We start from the raw sequence: 17,539 nt of genomic DNA, 5'->3' as shown, positions 1-17,539 counted from the left end.
CCGCCGTGGGCCGCGTCGTTTGGTCCGGCCAGGGAGCGTTTGTTTCGCTTAACGATTCTGGTGTACCCTCCGGCGGGCAACACAGCCCCGTCCCCCCGACCCGGAACCGTTCCCCATGGCCAAAGGCAAGCTGACCGAGGATCTCGAAGACCAGTTGCGCGTCGAGTTCGTCGACGACGCCCGCGACCGTCTGCAGACCATGTACGACGCGCTCGACGGTCTGGCGAACGGGACCCGCGACGCGGCCGACGTGATCGGCGTGCTCCGGCTGGAGGCGCACAACTTCAAGGGCATGGGCACCTCCTTCGGCTTCCCGACGGTCAGCCTGATCGCGCACCGCCTGGAGGACTACCTGAGCGGCGTCACCCGCCTCGACCCGCGTGAGCGGGTGGACCTGCCGGTCTTCCTCGACCGCATCGCCGAGGTGGTGGACCGCGCCGAACAGCCGGCGATCGGCGAGACCAACCAGATCATCCGTACCCTGCCGGTGCGCTACCGCTTCGACGTGACGGACGTGGAGATCCGCAACGTCGAGGTGATGCTGGTGACGCCGAGCAAGGTGGTGGCCAAGAAGGTCGGCAACGAGCTGGCGGCCTGCGGCTTCCGCACGGTGACGGTGAACGACCCCATCGAATCGATCAGCCACGCGGTGCGCGTGCCGCCCGACATGCTGATCGCGTCGATGGTGATGGACGGGCTGTCCGGCCTCGACCTCATCCGCGGCCTGGGTGCCATGAGCGTGACCAAGGGCGTGCCGATGGCGCTGCTGACCTCCATGAGCCTGGACAACCCGGCGCTCAAGGAGATTCCGCCGGGCGTGGCGGTGATCCGCGTCGGCGAGCACTTCGGCGACGACCTCGCCGCGGCGGTGACGCGCTTCAATCTGGGGTGATTTTCTCCCTCCCCCGCCTCCGGCGGGGGAGGGCAGGCCGGCTCTCAATACAGGTGCTGCCCGCCGGTGATGAAGATCTCCGTCCCCGTCACGTACTGGTAATCAGGCCCGCACAGGCTGAAGATCACCGAGGCGACCTCCTCCGGCGTGCCCATGCGCTTCAGCGGGATGCGCGGGATCAGCACATCGTACTCCGGGCCGGTCATGGAGGTCTCGATCTCGCCCGGCGCCACGGCGTTGACGCGCACGCCGATCTCGGCGAACTCCACCGCCATCTCGCGGGTCAGGCCGGACAGCGCCGCCTTCGACGTCGAATAGGCGGAGCCGGCGAAGGCGTGCACCGAATGGCCGGCGATCGAGGTGACGTTGACGATGGCCCCCTTGCCGCGCGCCAGCGGCGCCGCGAAGCCGCGGGCCAGCACCAGGGGCGCGAAGAAGTTCAGCTCGAACACCCGGTACCAGCCGGCGATGTCGCCGTTCAGGCAGCCCAGGCGCTCCTTGATCGGCGTCTTCGGCGAGACGCCGGCGTTGTTGACCAGCGCGTGCAGCGGATCGCCGTCCAACGCCGCGCTGGCCTCCTTGACGAAGGCGGCGCGGCTCTCCGGATCCGACAGGTCGGCGGTGAGGTGGTGCGTCCAGTTCGGGTCGCGGCGGCAGTGGTCGGGCACGTCCTCGCGCGAGCAGGAGATCACGCGCCAGCCCTCGGCGCTGAACCGCTGCACGGTGGTGTGGCCGATGCCTCGGCTGGCTCCGGTGAGGATCACGGTCTTACGGTGCGGCATGCGGCGCACGATAGCGCGGATCGCCGGGGCGCGCCATGCCCTTCCGGCTCCCCGCCGTTCGGTGGATTGAACGGTGCGGGAGCCAGCCCAACCTAGACAAAAGCCCATTCCGCCCAAGGACGATCCCCGTGCCGCTTCGCCCGTGCGCCCTGCTGCTGCCCCTGTTGCTGCTGGGCGGCTGCGTCGTCTCCGAGTCCCACTCGGCGCCCGCCGCCGCGCCGCCGGTCGAGGCTGCGCCCGCGCCCGCGGAGGCCGCGAAGTGCGTGCCGCCGGGCACCTGGGCCGACGCCGCCGGCAAGCCGATGCCGCGCGACGCGCTGCTGGAGCGGGCGGCGAAGGCGCCGGCCGTGCTGCTGGGCGAGCGGCACGACAGCACCGAGCAGCACCGCTGGCAGCTCCAGACGCTCAACCAGCTCTACGGCCTGAACGCCCGGCTGGCGGTGGCGATGGAGATGGTCCCGCGGTCCAAGCAGGCGGTGCTCGACCGCTGGGTGGACGGCATGCTGGGCGAGGCGGATTTCCTGCGCGAGGTGGACTGGCGCACGGTGTGGGGCTTCGACCCGCAGCTCTACCTGCCGATCCTGCACTTCGCCCGCATGAACCGCGTGCCGCTGGTGGCGCTCAACGTCGAGCAGGACCTCGTCCGCCGCACCAGCAAGGGCGGCTGGGCCTCGATCCCCGAGGCGGACCGCGAAGGGGTCGGCACCGCCGCGCCGCCCACGGCCGAGTACCGCGACTTCCTCGCCACGGTGCTGGGCCAGCACGGGCCGGAGGAGCAGGCGGTGGACCGCGACTCCGCGCGCTTCCGCAACTTCATCGAGGCGCAGTCGGTGTGGGACCGCGCCATGGCCGAACGCATCGCCGAGACCCACCGGAAGACCGGGCGCACCGTGGTGACCATCGTCGGCGCCGGCCACGTGCAGAACCGCTTCGGCATCCCGCACCAGCTGGCCGACCTCGGCATCCCCGATTCGCTGGTGCTGCTGCCGTGGGACGCCGACCGGCCGTGCAAGGACCTGGACGGCAAGATCGCCGACGCGGTGTTCGGCATCGACAGCGGCGGCGAGCCTTCCGGCCCGCCCAAGCCGCGCTTCGGCGTCATGCTGGAACCGGACAAGGCCGGCGTGAAGATCGCCGACGTGCTGCCGGGCAGCGTCGCCGAGGCCAGCGGCCTGAAGCGCGGCGACATCGTCACCGCCGCCGCCGGCAAGCCGGTGCGCGTGGCCGGCGACCTGACCGGAGCGGTGCAGAAGACCGGGCCGGGCACCTGGCTGCCGGTGACGGTGACGCGCGGCGGCAAGACCAAGGATCTGGTGGCGAAGTTCCCGACGGAGTGAGCCCCTACAGCATCGTCTCCCACCGCGCCAGCACGTCCGGAGTCGGGTTCATCGCCGGGGCGAACGCCGTCTGGCCGATCCGCGCGTGGTGCTCGCGCAGGGCCCAGTGCACGGTGGGGAAGGCCAACTCGCGCCAGGGGATCTCGTCCCAGCGGAACAGCGCCACCTCCAGGCTCTCGGGGCCGGCGGAGAATTCGGGCGCGGTCAGGCGGGCGCGGAAGATCATCTGCACCTGGCTGATGCGCGGAATGTCGTAGACGGCGAGCAGCGCGTCGATCTCGATCCGCGCCCGCGCCTCCTCCCACGCCTCGCGCATGGCGCCGGCCTGGGTGGTCTCGTGCTCCTCCATGAAGCCGGCGGGCAGCGTCCAGTAGCCCTTGCGCGGCTCGATGGCGCGCCGGCACAGCAGAATCCCATCATCCCACGTGACGACCGAACCCACCACGATCAGCGGATTCTGGTAGGCGACGTAGCCGCAGTCGGGGCACAGCAGCCGCTCCCGGTCGTCACCGGGCGGCACGGCGCGGACGCGCGGTCCTTGGCTGGGGGGATCCTCCGACATCCGTCGGATATGGCGCATTCCGCGCCGGCCGGCAAGCCGGCTTTGCGTCGCATCCGTTCTTTACCTGTTCTCATCCGGCCGCGGTTTGGTTAGGGTGGACCGGCGGGCACGGGAAGGATGGGGCATGCAGTTCGCGTTCGACGGGATGTCGCTGGCCATCGGCGCGCTGCTCGGCGCCGCCGGAGCGGGGGCGTGGCTGTGGGCCGCGGCGGCGCGCGCCGCCACCCGCGCCGCCGCCGAGCGCGGCGCGCTGGTCGCCCACATCGACCTGCGCGGCCGGATCGAGCGGGAACTGCGCGAGGGCGTGGCCGAGCGCGACCGGCAGGTCGCCCGCCTCCAGGCGGAGCTGGCGGCGTCGCGCGAGAAGCACGCCGAGCTGGTCACCACGCTGGACAAGGAACGCACCGCGGCGCGCGACAAGCTGGCGCTGCTGGAGAGCGCGCAGGCCCAGCTGTCCGACGCCTTCAAGGCGCTGTCGTCGGAGGCGCTGCGGCAGAACAACCAGAGCTTCCTCGCCCTCGCCCGCGAGACCCTGGCCGGCTTCCAGGAGCAGGCCAAGGGCGACCTGGAGAAGCGCCAGCAGGCCATTGACGGCATCGTCGCCCCGGTGCGCGCCACGCTGGAGACCATGGACCGCCAGATCCGCGACATGGAGACCGCCCGTGCCGGCGCCTACGAGGGGCTGCGGCAGCAGGTGCTCTCGCTGCTCGACACCCAGAACCAGCTGCGCGCCGAGACCGGCAACCTGGTGCGCGCGCTGCGCACGCCGGTGGCGCGTGGCCGCTGGGGCGAGATCCAGCTGAAGCGCGTGGTCGAGATGGCCGGCATGCTCGACCACTGCGACTTCTTCGAGCAGGCGAGCGTGAGCGCCGAGGGCGGCCGGCTGCGCCCCGACCTCGTGGTGCGGCTGCCCGGCGGCAAGACCATCGTGGTGGACGCCAAGACGCCGCTGGAGGCCTACCTGGACGGGGTGCAGGCGGCGGACGACGGCGCGCGGCGCGACGCCCTGCTGCGCCACGCCCGCCACGTGCGCGAGCACATGCGGCAACTCGGCGGCAAGGCGTATTGGGACCAGTTCGACGCGACACCGGAGTTCGTCGTGCTGTTCCTGCCCGGCGAGAACTTCTTCTCCGCGGCGCTGGAACACGACCCGGCGCTGATCGAGGCGGGCATGGACCATGGCGTCATCCTGTCCACCCCGACGACGCTGATCGCGCTGCTGCGCGCGGTGGCCTACGGCTGGCGGCAGGAGCGGCTGGCCGACAACGCCCGCGACATCAGCGCGCTGGGCGCCGAGCTGTACAAGCGCCTGTGCGACCTGGGCGGCCACATGGAGCGGCTGGGCAGTCAGCTGGAGAAGGCGGTGGACAGCTACAACGGCGCGGTCGGCAGCCTGGAGTCCCGCGTGCTGGTCAGCGCCCGCCGCTTCCGCGACCTGCACGTGGCGCCGGACGGCGCGGACCTGCCGCTGCTGGAGCCGCTGGACCACGCACCGCGGCAGCTGCAGGCGCCGGAGTTGCGGGCGGGGCCGGTGGCGGCGGAGTGAGGGCTCAGCCGAGCAGCCGGCGTATCACCGCGTCGAGCTGGCGCGGGGTGACCGGCTTCTGGACGATGACGGCCCCGTGGTCGGCCAAGTCGCGTTCGCAGACGGAGCCGTCCTCTCCGGTCAGGATGATGGCGGGGATCGGCCGCCCGGACAGCCGGCGGACCTTCAGGATCGTCTCGGTGCCGATCTCGCCGCCGCGAAGGCGGTAGTCGGCGACGATCAGGTCGGGGGGCTTCCCGGCGGCCCGCACGCGTTCCAACGCATGATCCGTGGAGCCGGCGATCAGCGCCTGATACCCCCGCTGTTCGAACAGCGTGCGCAGAGCCATCAGCACGATGGAGTCGTCGTCCACGAGCAGCACGGTGCGCTTCGCGCCGGAGGCCGCGGTCGGCGTGGCGTCGGCCAGCGGCAATTCGGCCTGCTCCTCGCCGTGCGGCACGGTGAGCGTGAACACCGATCCCTGGCCGGGCGTCGACCGCACGGTGATCTGGTGGCCAAGCAGGCGGCACAGGCGCCGGACGATGGCCAGCCCGATGCCGAGCCCCTGGGTCCGATCGCGCTCCGGGTTGCCCACCTGATGGAACTCCTCGAAGATGCGATCGAGCTGATCGGCGGAAATGCCGATTCCGGTGTCGCGCACCTCGATCCGCAGGTCCTCGCGGGTGGAAACGCAATCAAGCTCGACATGGCCGGCGTCGGTGTAGCGGATGGCGTTCTCCACGAGGTTGCGCAGAATCTGTCCGAGCATCGTGCGGTCGCTGCGCACCGTCGCCCCACAGCCGCCACCAACGCGGAACGCGAGGCGCTTGGCGGCGGCGATCGGGGCATAGGACGCCTCGATTTCCTCGACCAGCGGGCGGAACGGAAAACTGGCCGGCCGCGGGGGCACCGTGCCCGAGTCCAGGCGCGACAGGTTGAACAGGCCTTCGAGCAGGTCGCGCAGCGTGTCGAGGCTCCGCTCCAGCATGGCGTACTTCTCGCGTCCGCCCGGATCGGTGATGTGGTTGTCCAGCGCCGAGGCGAACAGAAGCATCGACTGGATGGGCTGGCGCAGGTCGTGGCTCGCCGCCGCCAGGAATCGGGTCTTGGCGGCGTTGGCCCGCTCGGCGTCCTCGCGCGCGAGATCCGCGGCGAGCCGGGCGGAGCGCGCCTCCAGCTCGTGCATGACGATGCGGGCGAATTCCTCCAGATCACGCTTCTCCTCGGGGCCGAAGTCGGCGCGCGGCCTGGTGTCGATGACGCAGAAGGTGCCGAGCAGCAGCCCCTCCGGGGTCAGCAATGGCGCTCCGGCGTAGAAGCGGATGTTCGGCGGTCCGGTGACGAGGGGGTTGTTTTCGAAGCGTGCGTCCGCCGTCGCGTCGGGAACCACCAAAACGCGGCTTTCCATGATGGTGTAGGCGCAGAACGCGATGCGTCGGCTGGTGTACGGCGCGTCCAGCCCGACCCGCGACTTGAACCACTGCCGGCTTTCGTCCACCAGGGAGATCAGGCAGACCGGTGTGTCGAAGTGGCGGCTGCCCAGGCGCGTGAGGTGGTCGAACAGCGGCTCGGCCGGCGTGTCGAGGATGCAGTAGCCCTTCAGTTTCTCGATGCGGGCTGGCTCGCTGGCCGGCGAGGGCGGATGTGGCAACGGTTCGGGGACGCTCATCGGTCCTCCGGGATTGTTGCTGAAGGCGTGTTCAGCAAACCATGGAATCCGGCGAACCATCGCGTGAGTGATAAGGGTAATACTCTCGTGCGACTTGGCGCGCCGTGATCACCGCCGCCTTCCTTGACCTTCCGCCCCTCCGTCCATATTTTGCAACTTTATAACCCGTCTCCCCGAACGCCCGAGCACCCATGGCCCTCCTGCCGATCCTCGTCGCCCCGCACCCCGTCCTCAAGCAGACCGCGAAGCCCGTCGCCAAGGTCGATGCGCGCATCGCCCGGCTGATGGACGACATGGTGGAAACCATGTACGACGCCCAGGGCATCGGGCTGGCCGCGCCCCAGATCGGCGTGCTGGAGCGCGTCATCGTCGTGGACGTGCACGAGAAGGACGAGCCCGCCAACCCGATCCGCATGGCCAACCCGGAGATCGTCTGGGCGTCGGACGAGCTGGTGCCGTGCGAGGAGGGCTGCCTGTCGGTGCCCGAGCACTACGCCGAGGTGACCCGGCCCAAGGCGGTGCGCGTCCGCTACCTCGACCAGCAGAACGAGATCCGCGAGTTGGACGCCGACGGCATGCTGGCCACCTGCGTCCAGCACGAGATCGACCACCTGAACGGCGTGCTGTTCGTCGACCACCTGTCGATGCTCAAGCGCAACATGATCCTGCGCAAGCTGCAGAAGCAGCAGCGTCAGGGCGCTACGGCCTGATCCACCGATGACGCCGCTCCGCCTCGTCTTCATGGGCACGCCGGACTTCGCCGTGCCCAGCCTCCATGCGCTCATCGACGCGGGGCACGACGTCGTCTGCGTCTACAGCCAGCCGCCGCGCCCGGCCGGGCGCGGGCAGCAGGTGCAGACGTCCCCCGTCCACCGCTTCGCCGAGGAGCGCGGCATCCCGGTTCGCACGCCGAAGACGCTGCGCAACGCCGAGGCGCAGGCGGAGTTCGCCGGCCTGAACGCCGACGCCGCGGTGGTCGCCGCCTACGGCCTGATCCTGCCGCAGCCGGTGCTCGACGCGCCGCGGCTGGGCTGCCTGAACGTGCACGGCTCGCTGCTGCCGCGCTGGCGCGGCGCGGCGCCGATCCAGCGCGCCATCCTGGCCGGCGACGCGGAGACCGGCATCACCATCATGCAGATGGACGCCGGGCTCGACACCGGCGCCATGCTGCTCAAGGGGGCGGTGCCGATCACCGGGGAGACGACCGCGTCCAGCCTGCACGACGCGCTCGCCGACCTCGGCGCGCGGATGATCGCCGAGGCGCTGGGCGGGCTGGCCGCCGGCCGCCTGACCGCCGCGCCGCAGCCGGAGGACGGCGTCACCTACGCCGCCAAGCTGACGCGCGAGGATGGCCGGCTCGACTGGTCGAAGGACGCCGTTTTCGTCGAGCGGCAGGTGCGGGCGCTGACCCCGTGGCCCGGCTGCTGGTTCGATGCCGCAGGCGAGCGCATCAAGGTGCTGAAGGCCGAGCTGGCGCCGAGCGGCCCGGCCGCCGCGCCCGGCACCGTGGTGGACGAGCGGCTGACCATCGCCTGCAACGAGGGCGCGGTGCGCCTGACGCTGGTGCAGCGGCCCGGCAAGGCGCCGGTGAACGGCGCGGCGTTCCTGCGCGGCTTCACGCTGCCGCCCGGCACGGTGCTCGAAACCTCGGTTTCGATCGCGGGCGCCGTGACGACCCCCTGACATGGCACGCTGGAAGCTGACCATCGAGTACGACGGCCGTCCCTTCTCCGGCTGGCAGCGGCAGGACAACGGCCCGTCGGTGCAGCAGGCGCTGGAGGAGGCGGTCCACAAACTGTCCGGCGAGACCGTGCGCGTGCACGCGTCGGGGCGTACGGACGCGGGCGTGCACGCGCTGGGGCAGGTCGTGCACTTCGACCTGGAGAAGCCGTTCCTCGCCGACAAGATCCGCGACGGGCTGAACTTCCACCTGCGCCCCTGGCCGGTGGCGGTGCTGGCCGTGCAGGCGGCGGGCGAGGACTTCCACGCCCGCCTGACCTCCATCGGGCGCTCCTACGTCTACCGCATCCTCAACCGCCGCGCGCCGCCGGCGCTCGACGCCGGGCGGGTGTGGCACGTGCAGCGGCCGCTCGACGCCGAGGCGATGCACGCGGCCGCCCAGGTGCTGGTCGGCCAGCACGACTTCACCAGCTTCCGCGCCGCGCTGTGCCAGGCGAAGTCGCCGCTGAAGACGCTGGACCGGCTGGACGTGGTGCGCGAGGGCGAGGAGGTGCGGGTGTACGCCGCCGCGCGCTCCTTCCTGCACCATCAGGTGCGCAACATGGTCGGCACGCTGGAACTGGTCGGCATCGGCAAGTGGACCGCTGCCGACGTGCGCGCCGCCCTGGAGGCCCGCGACCGCAGCCGCGCCGGCCCGACCGCCCCGCCGGACGGCCTGTACTTCGTCGAGGCGCGCTACCTTCCGTAGTGAAAACGCTTGCCCCCGGCCGCACTTGCGCCGGATGATGCCCGTCCTTTGTGCACATCGGGTGTCGGGAATGGCAACGAAGACCTTTATCCCTGTGGCCGCGGCGCTGGCCGTTCTTCTGGTGTCGCCGGCGTGGGCGCAGACGGCTCCGGCCCAGTCTACTCCGGCGGGGCGCGTGACGCCGATGTTCAAGGCGCTCGACACCAACGGCGACGGCCGGATCTCGCTGGAGGAGTTCCTGGCCGGGTCGCGCGGTGAGGCCACGGCGTCGGCGCCCGAGTCACGCCAGCACCTGGAGACCCGCTTCCGCCAGCTCGACGGCGACGGTGACGGCGCCCTCACCCCCGGCGAGCTGATCGGCGCCGGCCGCGGCTCGGCGCACGCCAAGCACTAGGGGAGGGCGTTCCCTGCTCCGCCGCCTGCTGCTGCTGACGCTTGCCGCGGCGCTGCTGGGCGCCTGCGGCGTCGATGCGCAGCAGTCGGCGCTGTGCCGCCGGCTGATCCCGGCGTTCGAGCCGCACCCGGAGCGCATCCGCGTCCTCGACGAGGCCTACGCCGCCGACGGGCGGACGCTGACCGTGCGTTACATGGCCGAGGCCGAGCAGCACTGGATCGCCTGCCGCTTCGCCGGCCGCCATTTCGACGCCGGCCGCGACGAGGTGGAGCACGTCGCCACCGACCGCGGCGACCTCAGCGAACTGCAGATGGTCATGCTGCGCATCTGGGCCGGCCTCGGCAACCGCTGGGAACTGCCCGACGCGCCGGAGCGCGCCGCCGCACCCCCGCCCTCGCCGTGGACGCCGGTGCTGTTCCTGTTGCAGCAGGTGATCAACGCGGTGACGGTGGCGTGCGTGTACGGGCTGCTCGCCATTGGTTACACGCTGGTCTACGGCATCCTCGGCCAGATCAACCTGGCGATGGGCGAGCTGACCATGATCGGCGCCATGACCACCGCGGTGGCGAGCGCCGGGCTGGTCATGCTGGGCGCGCAGGGGGCGGCGCCGGCGCTGCTGGCGGTGCTGCTGGCGGTGATGGGCTTCACCGCGGTGCAGGGCTGGACCATGGACCGGCTGGTGTTCCGGCCGTTCCGCGGCATGCGCACGCACACGCCGCTGATCGCCGCGGTCGGCCTCGCCATCGCCTACCAGGAGGCGGTGCGGCTGCTGCATGGTGCCCGCGACTGGTGGCCGCCGCCGGTGTTCGCCACCCGCCACGACCTGGCGAGCGCCGGCGGCTTCACGCTGACCGCGCTGACTTCGCAGGCGATCGTGCTGGCGCTGACGGCGGGGCTGTACGCGCTGCTGGCCTGGGTGATGAAGCGCACCGCCTTCGGCCGCGCGCACCGCGCCTGCGCCGACGACGTCGGGGCGGCGGCGCTGATGGGGCTGGACGTCAACCGCACGGTGGCGACCACCTTCGCCATCGGCGGCGCCTACGCGGCGGCGGCGGGCTACGTGATCGCGCTGTACTACGGCGGGATCAACTTCTTCACCGGCTATCTGGTGGGCTTCAAGGCGCTGGCGGCGGCGGTGGTCGGCGGCATCGGCTCGGTGCCCGGCGCCATGCTGGGCGGCGCGCTGCTGGGCATGGTCGAGACCTTCTGGTCCGCCTATTTCGCCATCGAGTACAAGGACATCGTCGCCTTCGGCCTGCTGGCGCTGTTCCTCGTGCTGCGCCCGCAGGGGCTGATGGGGCAGGAGCGGCGGCGGGGCGACTGACCGCTACCCCGTCATCTCCCCCGCCATCACCACGCGCGCCGGCGGGAAGTGCAGGGACACGGTGGTGCCGACGCTGGGCGTGCTGTCGATCAGCAGGTGGCCGTCGTGCAGCTCGGTCAGCGCCTTGGCGATGGGCAGGCCGATGCCGGTGCCCTCGTGCTTGCGGGCGAGGCCGGTCTCGATCTGGCCGAACATGCTGAGCGCCCGCGGGATCTCCTCCGCGCTCATGCCGATGCCGGTGTCGGCGACCGAGATCACCATGCCGCCGCCGTGGCCCAGCTCGGCCCGCACCGTCACCGTGCCGGGGTCGGCGGTGTACTTGATGGCGTTGGACAGCAGGTTGATGAGGATCTGCTTCAGCCGCAGCTCGTCGCCCCACAGCAGCGGCAGGCCGGGCGGCACCGCGGCCTCCAGCCGGATGGCGCGGCCCATGACGCGGCCGCGGGCGATGTCCAGGCAGGCGGTGGCGAGCACCGCGACGTTCACCTCCTGCTCGTGCAGCTCGAACCGCTCGGCGCTGATCTTCGACAGGTCGAGGATGTCGTTGATGATGCTCAGCAGGTGGCTGCCGGACGCGTGGATGGTGTCGAGGTACTGGCGCTGCTTGTCGGTCAGCGGGCCGGGATGGCCGCTGGCCAGCAGGTCGGAGAAGCCGATGACGGCGTTCAGCGGCGTGCGCAGCTCGTGGCTGACGTTGGCCAGGAAGTGCGACTTGGCCTGGCTTTCGCGCTCGGCGTCCTCCTTGGCGGCGGTCAGCTCGGCGGTGCGTTCGGCGACGCGCTGCTCCAGGCTGTTGTTGGCCTGAACCAGGGCGAGGCGCGCCGTCTCCTCGCGGTTGATGGCGCCCAGCGCCAGCGCCACGAAGCCGATCACCGACAGCAGCGCGGCGGTGAACAGCGCGCTGGTCCACAGCACGCGCTCGCGCCATTCGCTCAGCGCGTCGGCGTGCGCCACCGCGGCGGTCACCACCAGCGGCAGGCCGGCGACGTGCCGGTAGGCGACGTGGCGCGGCTCGCCGTTGGGGCCGTCCTCGGTGAACACGCCCGACGCGGCCTGCGGCAGGTGGGTGCGGAACAGCGGGCGGTCGCGCAGGCTGGTGCCGATGTCCGCCGGGCCCATCGGGTGGCGCACCAGCAGCGCGCCGTCGTCGCGCAGGATGGCGAGCTCCGCCTTCGCCGCGCCGTTCCCGAGGTTCAGCGAGCGGTACAGGTCGCGGAAGTAGCCGGCGTCGATGGCCGCCATCACCACCCCGGCGAAGGCGCCGTCGGGCGCGCTCACGCGTCGGCTGACGGTGAAGACGATGCGGCTGGTCACCGGGTTCAGCACCGCCGGGCCGACCACCACGGCCGTCTCGCCGTCACGGTGGGCGCGGAAGTACGCGCGGTCGGCGATGTTGCCCTCGGGTGCCGGACGCTGCAGCGACGACAGGACGTACCGCCCCCCGGCGTCGGCCATGAAGATCCAGCCGACCTGCGGCAGGTGGTCCGCCATCTCCTTGATGTCGATCCACATCCGCTCGGAGGTCGCGACCTCCTCGTACCCATGCTCGCGGATCTGGTCGATGATGTGGATGAGGACGATATTGCTCGCCTCGACCGTGCGCTTGGCGTGCTCCTCCAGCAGCGCCGTCACGTCCTGGGCGATGCGCTGGGCGTCGCGCACGGAGTCCCGGTGGTCGATCCACGCCTCGGCGACCCACAGCACGCCGCCCAGCAGCGCCACCATGAGCGCGAAGGCGACGACGGCGATGCGGGGCTTGGTGTGCATGCGGCGGGAGCGATCCTTGCGCGGCTTCGTCGGAAGAGCAGACTAAACGGTCGCGGCACCGCCACCAAGGGGCATTCGGAGACCGGCGGTTGCGCCGGACGGCGGAAGATCACTCCCGCTTGCGCGCGGCTTTCTCAGTCGCGCTTGCGCGCGCGGGGATGCGCGCCGTTGTAGACGGCGAGCAGTTGCTCGGCCTCGACGTCGGTGTAGCGTTGCGTGGTGGACAGCGAGGCGTGGCCCAGCAGGTCCTGGATGGCGCGCAGGTCGCCGCCGCCGGCCAGCAGGTGGGTGGCGAAGCTGTGGCGCAGCGCGTGCGGCGTCGCCGTCTCCGGCAGGCCCATCAGGTGGCGCAGGTGCTGCATCTGGCGCTGCGCGATCGCCGGCTGCAGCCGCTTGCCGCGGGCGCCGAGGAACAGCGGGCCGTCCGGGCCGGGATCGAACGGGCAGGCGTCGAGATAGGCGCGCACCGCCTCGTTGACCGCCGGCAGGACCGGGACCATGCGCTCCTTGCGGCCCTTGCCGAGCACGCGCAGCGTGTCGTCCAGCGGCGCGTTCCTGCGCGGCAGGTCGAGCGCCTCGGAGATGCGCAGGCCGCAGCCGTACAGCAGGGTGAACAGCGCGCGGTCGCGCCGGCCGATCCACGGCGCGTCCGGCTCGTTGCCCGCGGTGTCGAGCAGGGTGGCGGCGTCGCGCTCGGTCAGCGGGCGCGGCACCGGGCGCTTGGCCTTGGGGGTGCTCAGCGTGCCGATGGCGGCGTTGTGCAGCCGGCCGGAGCGGTCGAGCCAGCGGAACAGGTTGCGCACCGCGGCCAGCGCGCGGGCGCGGCTGGCCGCGATCAGCCCGTCGCCGGCGCGCGCCGCCAGCCAGGCGCGGAAGTCGGTGGCCTTCAGCCCGCCCAGGTCGTTCATCGACGGCGGCCGGCCGTGGTAGCCGGTGAGGAATTTCAGGAACTCCGCCACGTCGCCGGTATAGGCGGACAGCGTGTGCGGGGAGACGGCCTTCTCGCTCACCAGCCAGCGGTGCCAGTGGGCGAGCGCGTCCTGCACGTCCGCCTGGGCGGAGAAGCCGAGGACCGGATCGGGTTGGCTCATGCCGGCCCGATCATGCGGGGAGGTCGAGCCAGGAGCGGATGCAGCGCTCGACCACGCGGGCGAGGAAACAGACCAGCTCGGTGCCCTGGCCGGGGTGGAACATCTCCGGGTCGCGCGAGCCGAAGGCCAGCAGGCCCTCCGGCGTCTCGCTGGAGATCTGCAGGCGGATCAGCGCCTGCGAGCGCACGAGGCCGGCGCCGGGGCCGAACAGCTCCGGATCGCCCGGGGTGTCGGCGGCGAGCACCACGTCGCGCGTGCCCAGCCACTGGTCGATCATTCCCGGCTCGACCACGCGCACGCCGGTGCGGTGGACGTGCGGGATGTCCAGCCCGTTCGATTCGACGACCAGCCCGGCGACGTCGAGGTCGAGCAGCACCGCCAGGTCGGTGGCGATGGTCTGGATCAACTGCTCGAAGTTCTGCGCGTCCAGCAGGAACAGCACCGCCGCGTGGATGCGGTTCTGGCTGTTCAGGTTGGCGCGGGTGGTGGTGATCAGCTCGCGCTGCTGGTCCTTCAGCGCGCGGATGTCGCCGCGCAGCCGGTCCACCATGAAGGCCTGCAGGTCGACCACCCCCCGGCCGCGGTCGTGCGTCGGCGGGGTGAGGTGGTCGACCAGCTCGGGATGCTGGACCAGGAAGTCCGGATGCTCGCGCAGGTAGGCGCAGACGTCCTCGGCAGTGAGGGTCGGCGCCACCTTGGGCGAGGGTCCCGGATCGCGGGCCATGCGGTGCTCCCTACCGATTACAGGATCGCCATCCTTAGAGAATGGATTGCCCGGTCTTCTTCCAGTCCTCGACGAAGGTGGCGAGGCCCTTGTCGGTCAGCGGGTGGGCGAAGAGCTGCTTCAGCACCGACGGCGGCGCGGTGACGACGTGCGCGCCCAGGCGCGCCGCCTTCACGATGTGCACCGGGTTGCGGATCGAGGCGACCAGCACCTCGGTCTTGAAGTAGTCGTAGTTGCGGTAGATCTCGCAGATGTCCTGGATGATCCCCATGCCGTCCTGGCCGATGTCGTCGAGGCGGCCGACGAACGGCGACACGAAGCTGGCGCCGGCCTTGGCGGCGAGGATCGCCTGCGCCGGCGAGAAGCACAGCGTGACGTTGACCATCGTCCCTTCCGACGACAGGATCTTGCAGACCTTGAGACCGGCCGGGGTCAGGGGCACCTTCACGGCGACGCGGTGGGAGATCTTGGCGATCTTGTGCGCCTCGAGCAGCATGGTCTCGAAATCGGTGGAGGCCACCTCGGCGCTCACCGGGCCGTTGACCACCTCGCAGATCTCGGCCACCAGATCGAGGAACTTGCGGCCGCTCTTGGCGACCAGGGAGGGGTTGGTGGTAACGCCGTCCAACAGGCCGGAGTCGGCCAGATCGCGGATCTCGGCGATGTCGGCGGTGTCGACGAAGAACTTCATGATGACGGGTCCATACGTGAGTCGGTGTGGCGGGGTTGCCCGCGAGCGCACCCCCTACCACAACAGCGGCACCGGGCGCATCGTCCGAAAGGCAGTCTAACGTATGCGCGCTTCGCACGCCAGTTCCGCCCCCGCCGACCTCCTCGGCCACACGCCCCCGGTCGCGCCGCGGGTCAGCGTGTTGCTGCCCCTGCCGCTGCGCGAGCCGTACGACTACCGCGTGCCGTCGGGGCTCGACCTGCAGCCCGGTGACTATGTGGAGGTACCGCTGGGGCCGCGCCGGGTGATCGGCGTGGTCTGGGGGCCGGGCGGCGGAACGGTGGAGTCAGGCCGCCTGAAGCCCGTCGTGCGCCGCTTCGACGTGCCGCCGATGCCGGAGGTGGAGCGCCGCTTCATCGACTGGGTCGCCGCCTACACCATGACCATGCCCGGCATGGTGCTGAAGATGGCGGTCAGCGTGCCGGCCGCGCTGGATCCGCCGAAGCCCACCATCGCCTACCACCGCAGCGCCGCCGAGCCGCCGCCCGGCTTCAAGCTGACCGAGGCGAGGAAGCGCGTGCTGGCCCTGCTTGACGACGGGCCGCCGCGCACGGCGCCGGAGCTGGCGGACGAGGCCGGCTGCGGCGTCACCGTGGTGCGCGGGCTGGCCGAGGCCGGGATGCTGGAGCCGGTGCTGCTCCAGCCCGCGTCGGTGTCGCCGCACCCGGAATGGAACCGGCCGGGGCCGACGCTGTCGCCCGACCAGCGGGCGGCGGCCGACTTCCTGCGGCAGAAGGTGGAGGCGCGCGCCTACGCCACCGTGCTGCTGGACGGCGTCACCGGCTCCGGCAAGACCGAGGTCTATTACGAGGCGATTTCCGCCTGCCTGGAGCAGGGCCGGCAGGTGCTGGTGCTGCTGCCGGAGATCGCGCTGTCGGCGCAGTGGCTCGACCGCTTCGCCCGCCGCTTCGGCGCACCGCCGGCCGAGTGGCACTCCGACCTCACCGGGGCGGCGCGGCGCGACACGTGGCGCGCGGTGGCGAAGGGCGAGATCCCGGTGGTGGTCGGCGCCCGCTCGGCGCTGTTCCTGCCGTACCGGGACCTCGGCCTGATCATCGTCGATGAGGAGCACGACGCCGCTTACAAGCAGGAGGAGGGCGCCATCTACCACGCCCGCGACATGGCGGTGGCGCGGGCGCATCTGGGGCAGATCCCCATCGCGCTGGTCTCCGCCACGCCGGCGCTGGAGACGCAGGTCAACGCCGACAGCCGCCGCTACGTCCGCGTCCACCTGCCGGGCCGGCACGGCGGCGCCATGCTGCCGGACGTCAAGCTGATCGACCTGCGCGCCGACCGGCCGCCGCCGCGGCACTGGCTGGCGCCCGGCCTGAAGAAGGCGCTGGCCGAGACGCTGGCGGAGGGGGAGCAGGCCATGCTGTTCCTGAACCGCCGCGGCTACGCGCCGCTGACGCTGTGCCGCGCCTGCGGCCACCGGCTGCAATGCCCGAACTGCACGGCGTGGCTGGTCGAGCACCGGCTCGCCCGCAAGCTGCAATGCCACCACTGCGGGCTGGCGCAGCCGCTGCCCGAGGCCTGCCCGAACTGCGGCGAGCACGGCACCCTGGCGGCCTGCGGCCCCGGTGTCGAGCGCATCGCCGAGGAGGTCGCCGAGCTGTTCCCAGACGCCCGCGCCGCCATCATGGCGTCGGACACGCTGTTCGGCCCGCGCGCCATCCAGGAGATGATCCGCAAGATCGCCGACCACGAACTGGACATCGTCATCGGCACTCAGGTGATGGCGAAGGGCCACCACTTCCCCATGTTGACGCTGGTCGGCGTGGTGGACGCCGACCTCGGGCTGGCCGGCGGCGACCTGCGGGCGGGCGAGCGCACCTATCAATTGCTGCATCAGGTCGCCGGCCGCGCCGGCCGCGGCGAGCGGCCCGGCACCGTCTACCTGCAGACCTACATGCCCGAGCATCCGGTGATGCAGGCGCTGGCCGCCGGCGACCGTGACGGCTTTTATCAATTGGAGGCGGAGATGCGGCTGGAGGCGGCGATGCCGCCGTTCGGCCGGCTGGCGGCGCTGATCGTCTCGGGTGAGGACGCGGCTTTGGTCGACCGCGTGTCCATGGCGCTCGGCCGCGCTGCGCCGCGCTCCGACACGGTGGCGGTGCTGGGGCCGGCGCCGGCGCCGCTCGCCCTGCTGCGCGGCCGCCACCGCCGCCGCCTGCTGCTGAAGGCGCCGCGCAGCACACCCATCCAATCACTCATCGCCAACTGGCTGGAGCAGGTCGAGGTGCCGCCCGCGGTGCGCGTGCAGGTGGACGTGGATCCGTACAGCTTTTTGTGAGGCGATGCAGCGCTTGGCGTG

At 71.6% G+C, this 17,539-nt stretch carries 16 protein-coding genes; 9 read left to right on the top strand and 7 right to left on the bottom strand.

Translation table 11 applies throughout. The annotated features are described in order from the left end of the window. Positions 1 to 115: 115 nt before the first annotated feature. A complete protein-coding gene (locus tag TSO221_RS06865) occupies positions 116 to 892 on the top strand; it encodes an Hpt domain-containing protein (protein WP_109117736.1) in 777 nt (258 codons plus the stop codon). A 44-nt stretch (positions 893 to 936) separates the two neighbouring features. On the opposite strand, the gene TSO221_RS06860 is transcribed toward TSO221_RS06865, so the two are convergent. Next, positions 937 to 1,674, bottom strand: a complete 738-nt coding sequence (locus tag TSO221_RS06860; protein ID WP_109117754.1) for an SDR family oxidoreductase — start codon at positions 1,672 to 1,674, stop codon at positions 937 to 939. A gap of 128 nt (positions 1,675 to 1,802) precedes the next feature. Between TSO221_RS06860 and TSO221_RS06855 the strand changes: the two genes are divergently transcribed. Further along, the gene (locus tag TSO221_RS06855) at positions 1,803 to 3,011 is read left to right on the top strand and encodes a ChaN family lipoprotein (RefSeq protein ID WP_247877941.1); all 1,209 of its coding nucleotides are present in this window, start codon (positions 1,803 to 1,805) and stop codon (positions 3,009 to 3,011) included. A gap of 4 nt (positions 3,012 to 3,015) precedes the next feature. On the opposite strand, the gene TSO221_RS06850 is transcribed toward TSO221_RS06855, so the two are convergent. After that, on the bottom strand, positions 3,016 to 3,573 hold the full coding sequence (locus TSO221_RS06850) for an NUDIX hydrolase (protein WP_109117734.1): 558 nt from the start codon (positions 3,571 to 3,573) through the stop codon (positions 3,016 to 3,018). A gap of 124 nt (positions 3,574 to 3,697) precedes the next feature. Between TSO221_RS06850 and rmuC the strand changes: the two genes are divergently transcribed. Then, on the top strand, positions 3,698 to 5,119 hold the full coding sequence (gene rmuC / locus TSO221_RS06845; RefSeq protein WP_109117733.1) for a DNA recombination protein RmuC: 1,422 nt from the start codon (positions 3,698 to 3,700) through the stop codon (positions 5,117 to 5,119). Positions 5,120 to 5,123: 4 nt separating this feature from the next. On the opposite strand, the gene TSO221_RS06840 is transcribed toward rmuC, so the two are convergent. Further along, entirely contained in the window at positions 5,124 to 6,767 is a 1,644-nt protein-coding gene (locus TSO221_RS06840) for an ATP-binding protein (protein WP_109117732.1), read from the bottom strand. Between the two features lie 191 nt (positions 6,768 to 6,958). On the opposite strand from TSO221_RS06840, the gene def reads away from it, so the two are divergent. The 5 genes from def (at position 6,959) to TSO221_RS06815 (ending at position 10,913) form a co-directional block, all read left to right on the top strand. Further along, positions 6,959 to 7,477, top strand: a complete 519-nt coding sequence (def, locus tag TSO221_RS06835; protein ID WP_109117731.1) for a peptide deformylase — start codon at positions 6,959 to 6,961, stop codon at positions 7,475 to 7,477. A gap of 7 nt (positions 7,478 to 7,484) precedes the next feature. Then, entirely contained in the window at positions 7,485 to 8,450 is a 966-nt protein-coding gene (fmt, locus tag TSO221_RS06830; protein WP_109117730.1) for a methionyl-tRNA formyltransferase, read from the top strand. Between the two features lies 1 nt (position 8,451). Continuing rightward, positions 8,452 to 9,195 carry a tRNA pseudouridine(38-40) synthase TruA gene (truA, locus tag TSO221_RS06825; protein ID WP_109117729.1) on the top strand — a complete coding sequence of 248 codons (744 nt, stop codon included), beginning with the start codon at positions 8,452 to 8,454 and terminating at the stop codon, positions 9,193 to 9,195. 70 nt (positions 9,196 to 9,265) lie between these two features. After that, positions 9,266 to 9,589: an EF-hand domain-containing protein gene (locus TSO221_RS06820; RefSeq protein ID WP_158284015.1), complete on the top strand. Its 324-nt coding sequence runs from the start codon at positions 9,266 to 9,268 to the stop codon at positions 9,587 to 9,589. Positions 9,590 to 9,782: 193 nt separating this feature from the next. Beyond that, positions 9,783 to 10,913, top strand: coding sequence for a branched-chain amino acid ABC transporter permease (locus tag TSO221_RS06815; protein WP_247877943.1), 1,131 nt, complete (start codon positions 9,783 to 9,785; stop codon positions 10,911 to 10,913). Positions 10,914 to 10,916: 3 nt separating this feature from the next. On the opposite strand, the gene TSO221_RS06810 is transcribed toward TSO221_RS06815, so the two are convergent. The 4 genes from TSO221_RS06810 to fsa form a co-directional block, all read right to left on the bottom strand. Beyond that, complete coding sequence (locus TSO221_RS06810) at positions 10,917 to 12,680, bottom strand: hybrid sensor histidine kinase/response regulator (protein WP_109117728.1); 1,764 nt, start codon at positions 12,678 to 12,680, stop codon at positions 10,917 to 10,919. Positions 12,681 to 12,814: 134 nt separating this feature from the next. Continuing rightward, positions 12,815 to 13,771, bottom strand: coding sequence for a tyrosine recombinase XerC (locus tag TSO221_RS06805; protein WP_109117727.1), 957 nt, complete (start codon positions 13,769 to 13,771; stop codon positions 12,815 to 12,817). Between the two features lie 10 nt (positions 13,772 to 13,781). Continuing rightward, a complete protein-coding gene (locus tag TSO221_RS06800; protein WP_109117726.1) occupies positions 13,782 to 14,495 on the bottom strand; it encodes a DUF484 family protein in 714 nt (237 codons plus the stop codon). Between the two features lie 34 nt (positions 14,496 to 14,529). Next, entirely contained in the window at positions 14,530 to 15,186 is a 657-nt protein-coding gene (gene fsa / locus TSO221_RS06795; protein ID WP_109117725.1) for a fructose-6-phosphate aldolase, read from the bottom strand. Positions 15,187 to 15,289: 103 nt separating this feature from the next. Here fsa and TSO221_RS06790 point away from each other — a divergent pair, with 103 nt between their 5' ends. Then, positions 15,290 to 17,518, top strand: coding sequence for a primosomal protein N' (locus tag TSO221_RS06790; protein WP_109117724.1), 2,229 nt, complete (start codon positions 15,290 to 15,292; stop codon positions 17,516 to 17,518). Positions 17,519 to 17,539 lie beyond the last annotated feature (21 nt).

The organism is Azospirillum sp. TSO22-1, from assembly GCF_003116015.1.
Taxonomy (GTDB): Bacteria; Pseudomonadota; Alphaproteobacteria; order Azospirillales; family Azospirillaceae; genus Azospirillum.
Note: the sequence above shows the minus strand (reverse complement) of the source record. Positions and strands in the feature narration are given on the sequence as shown.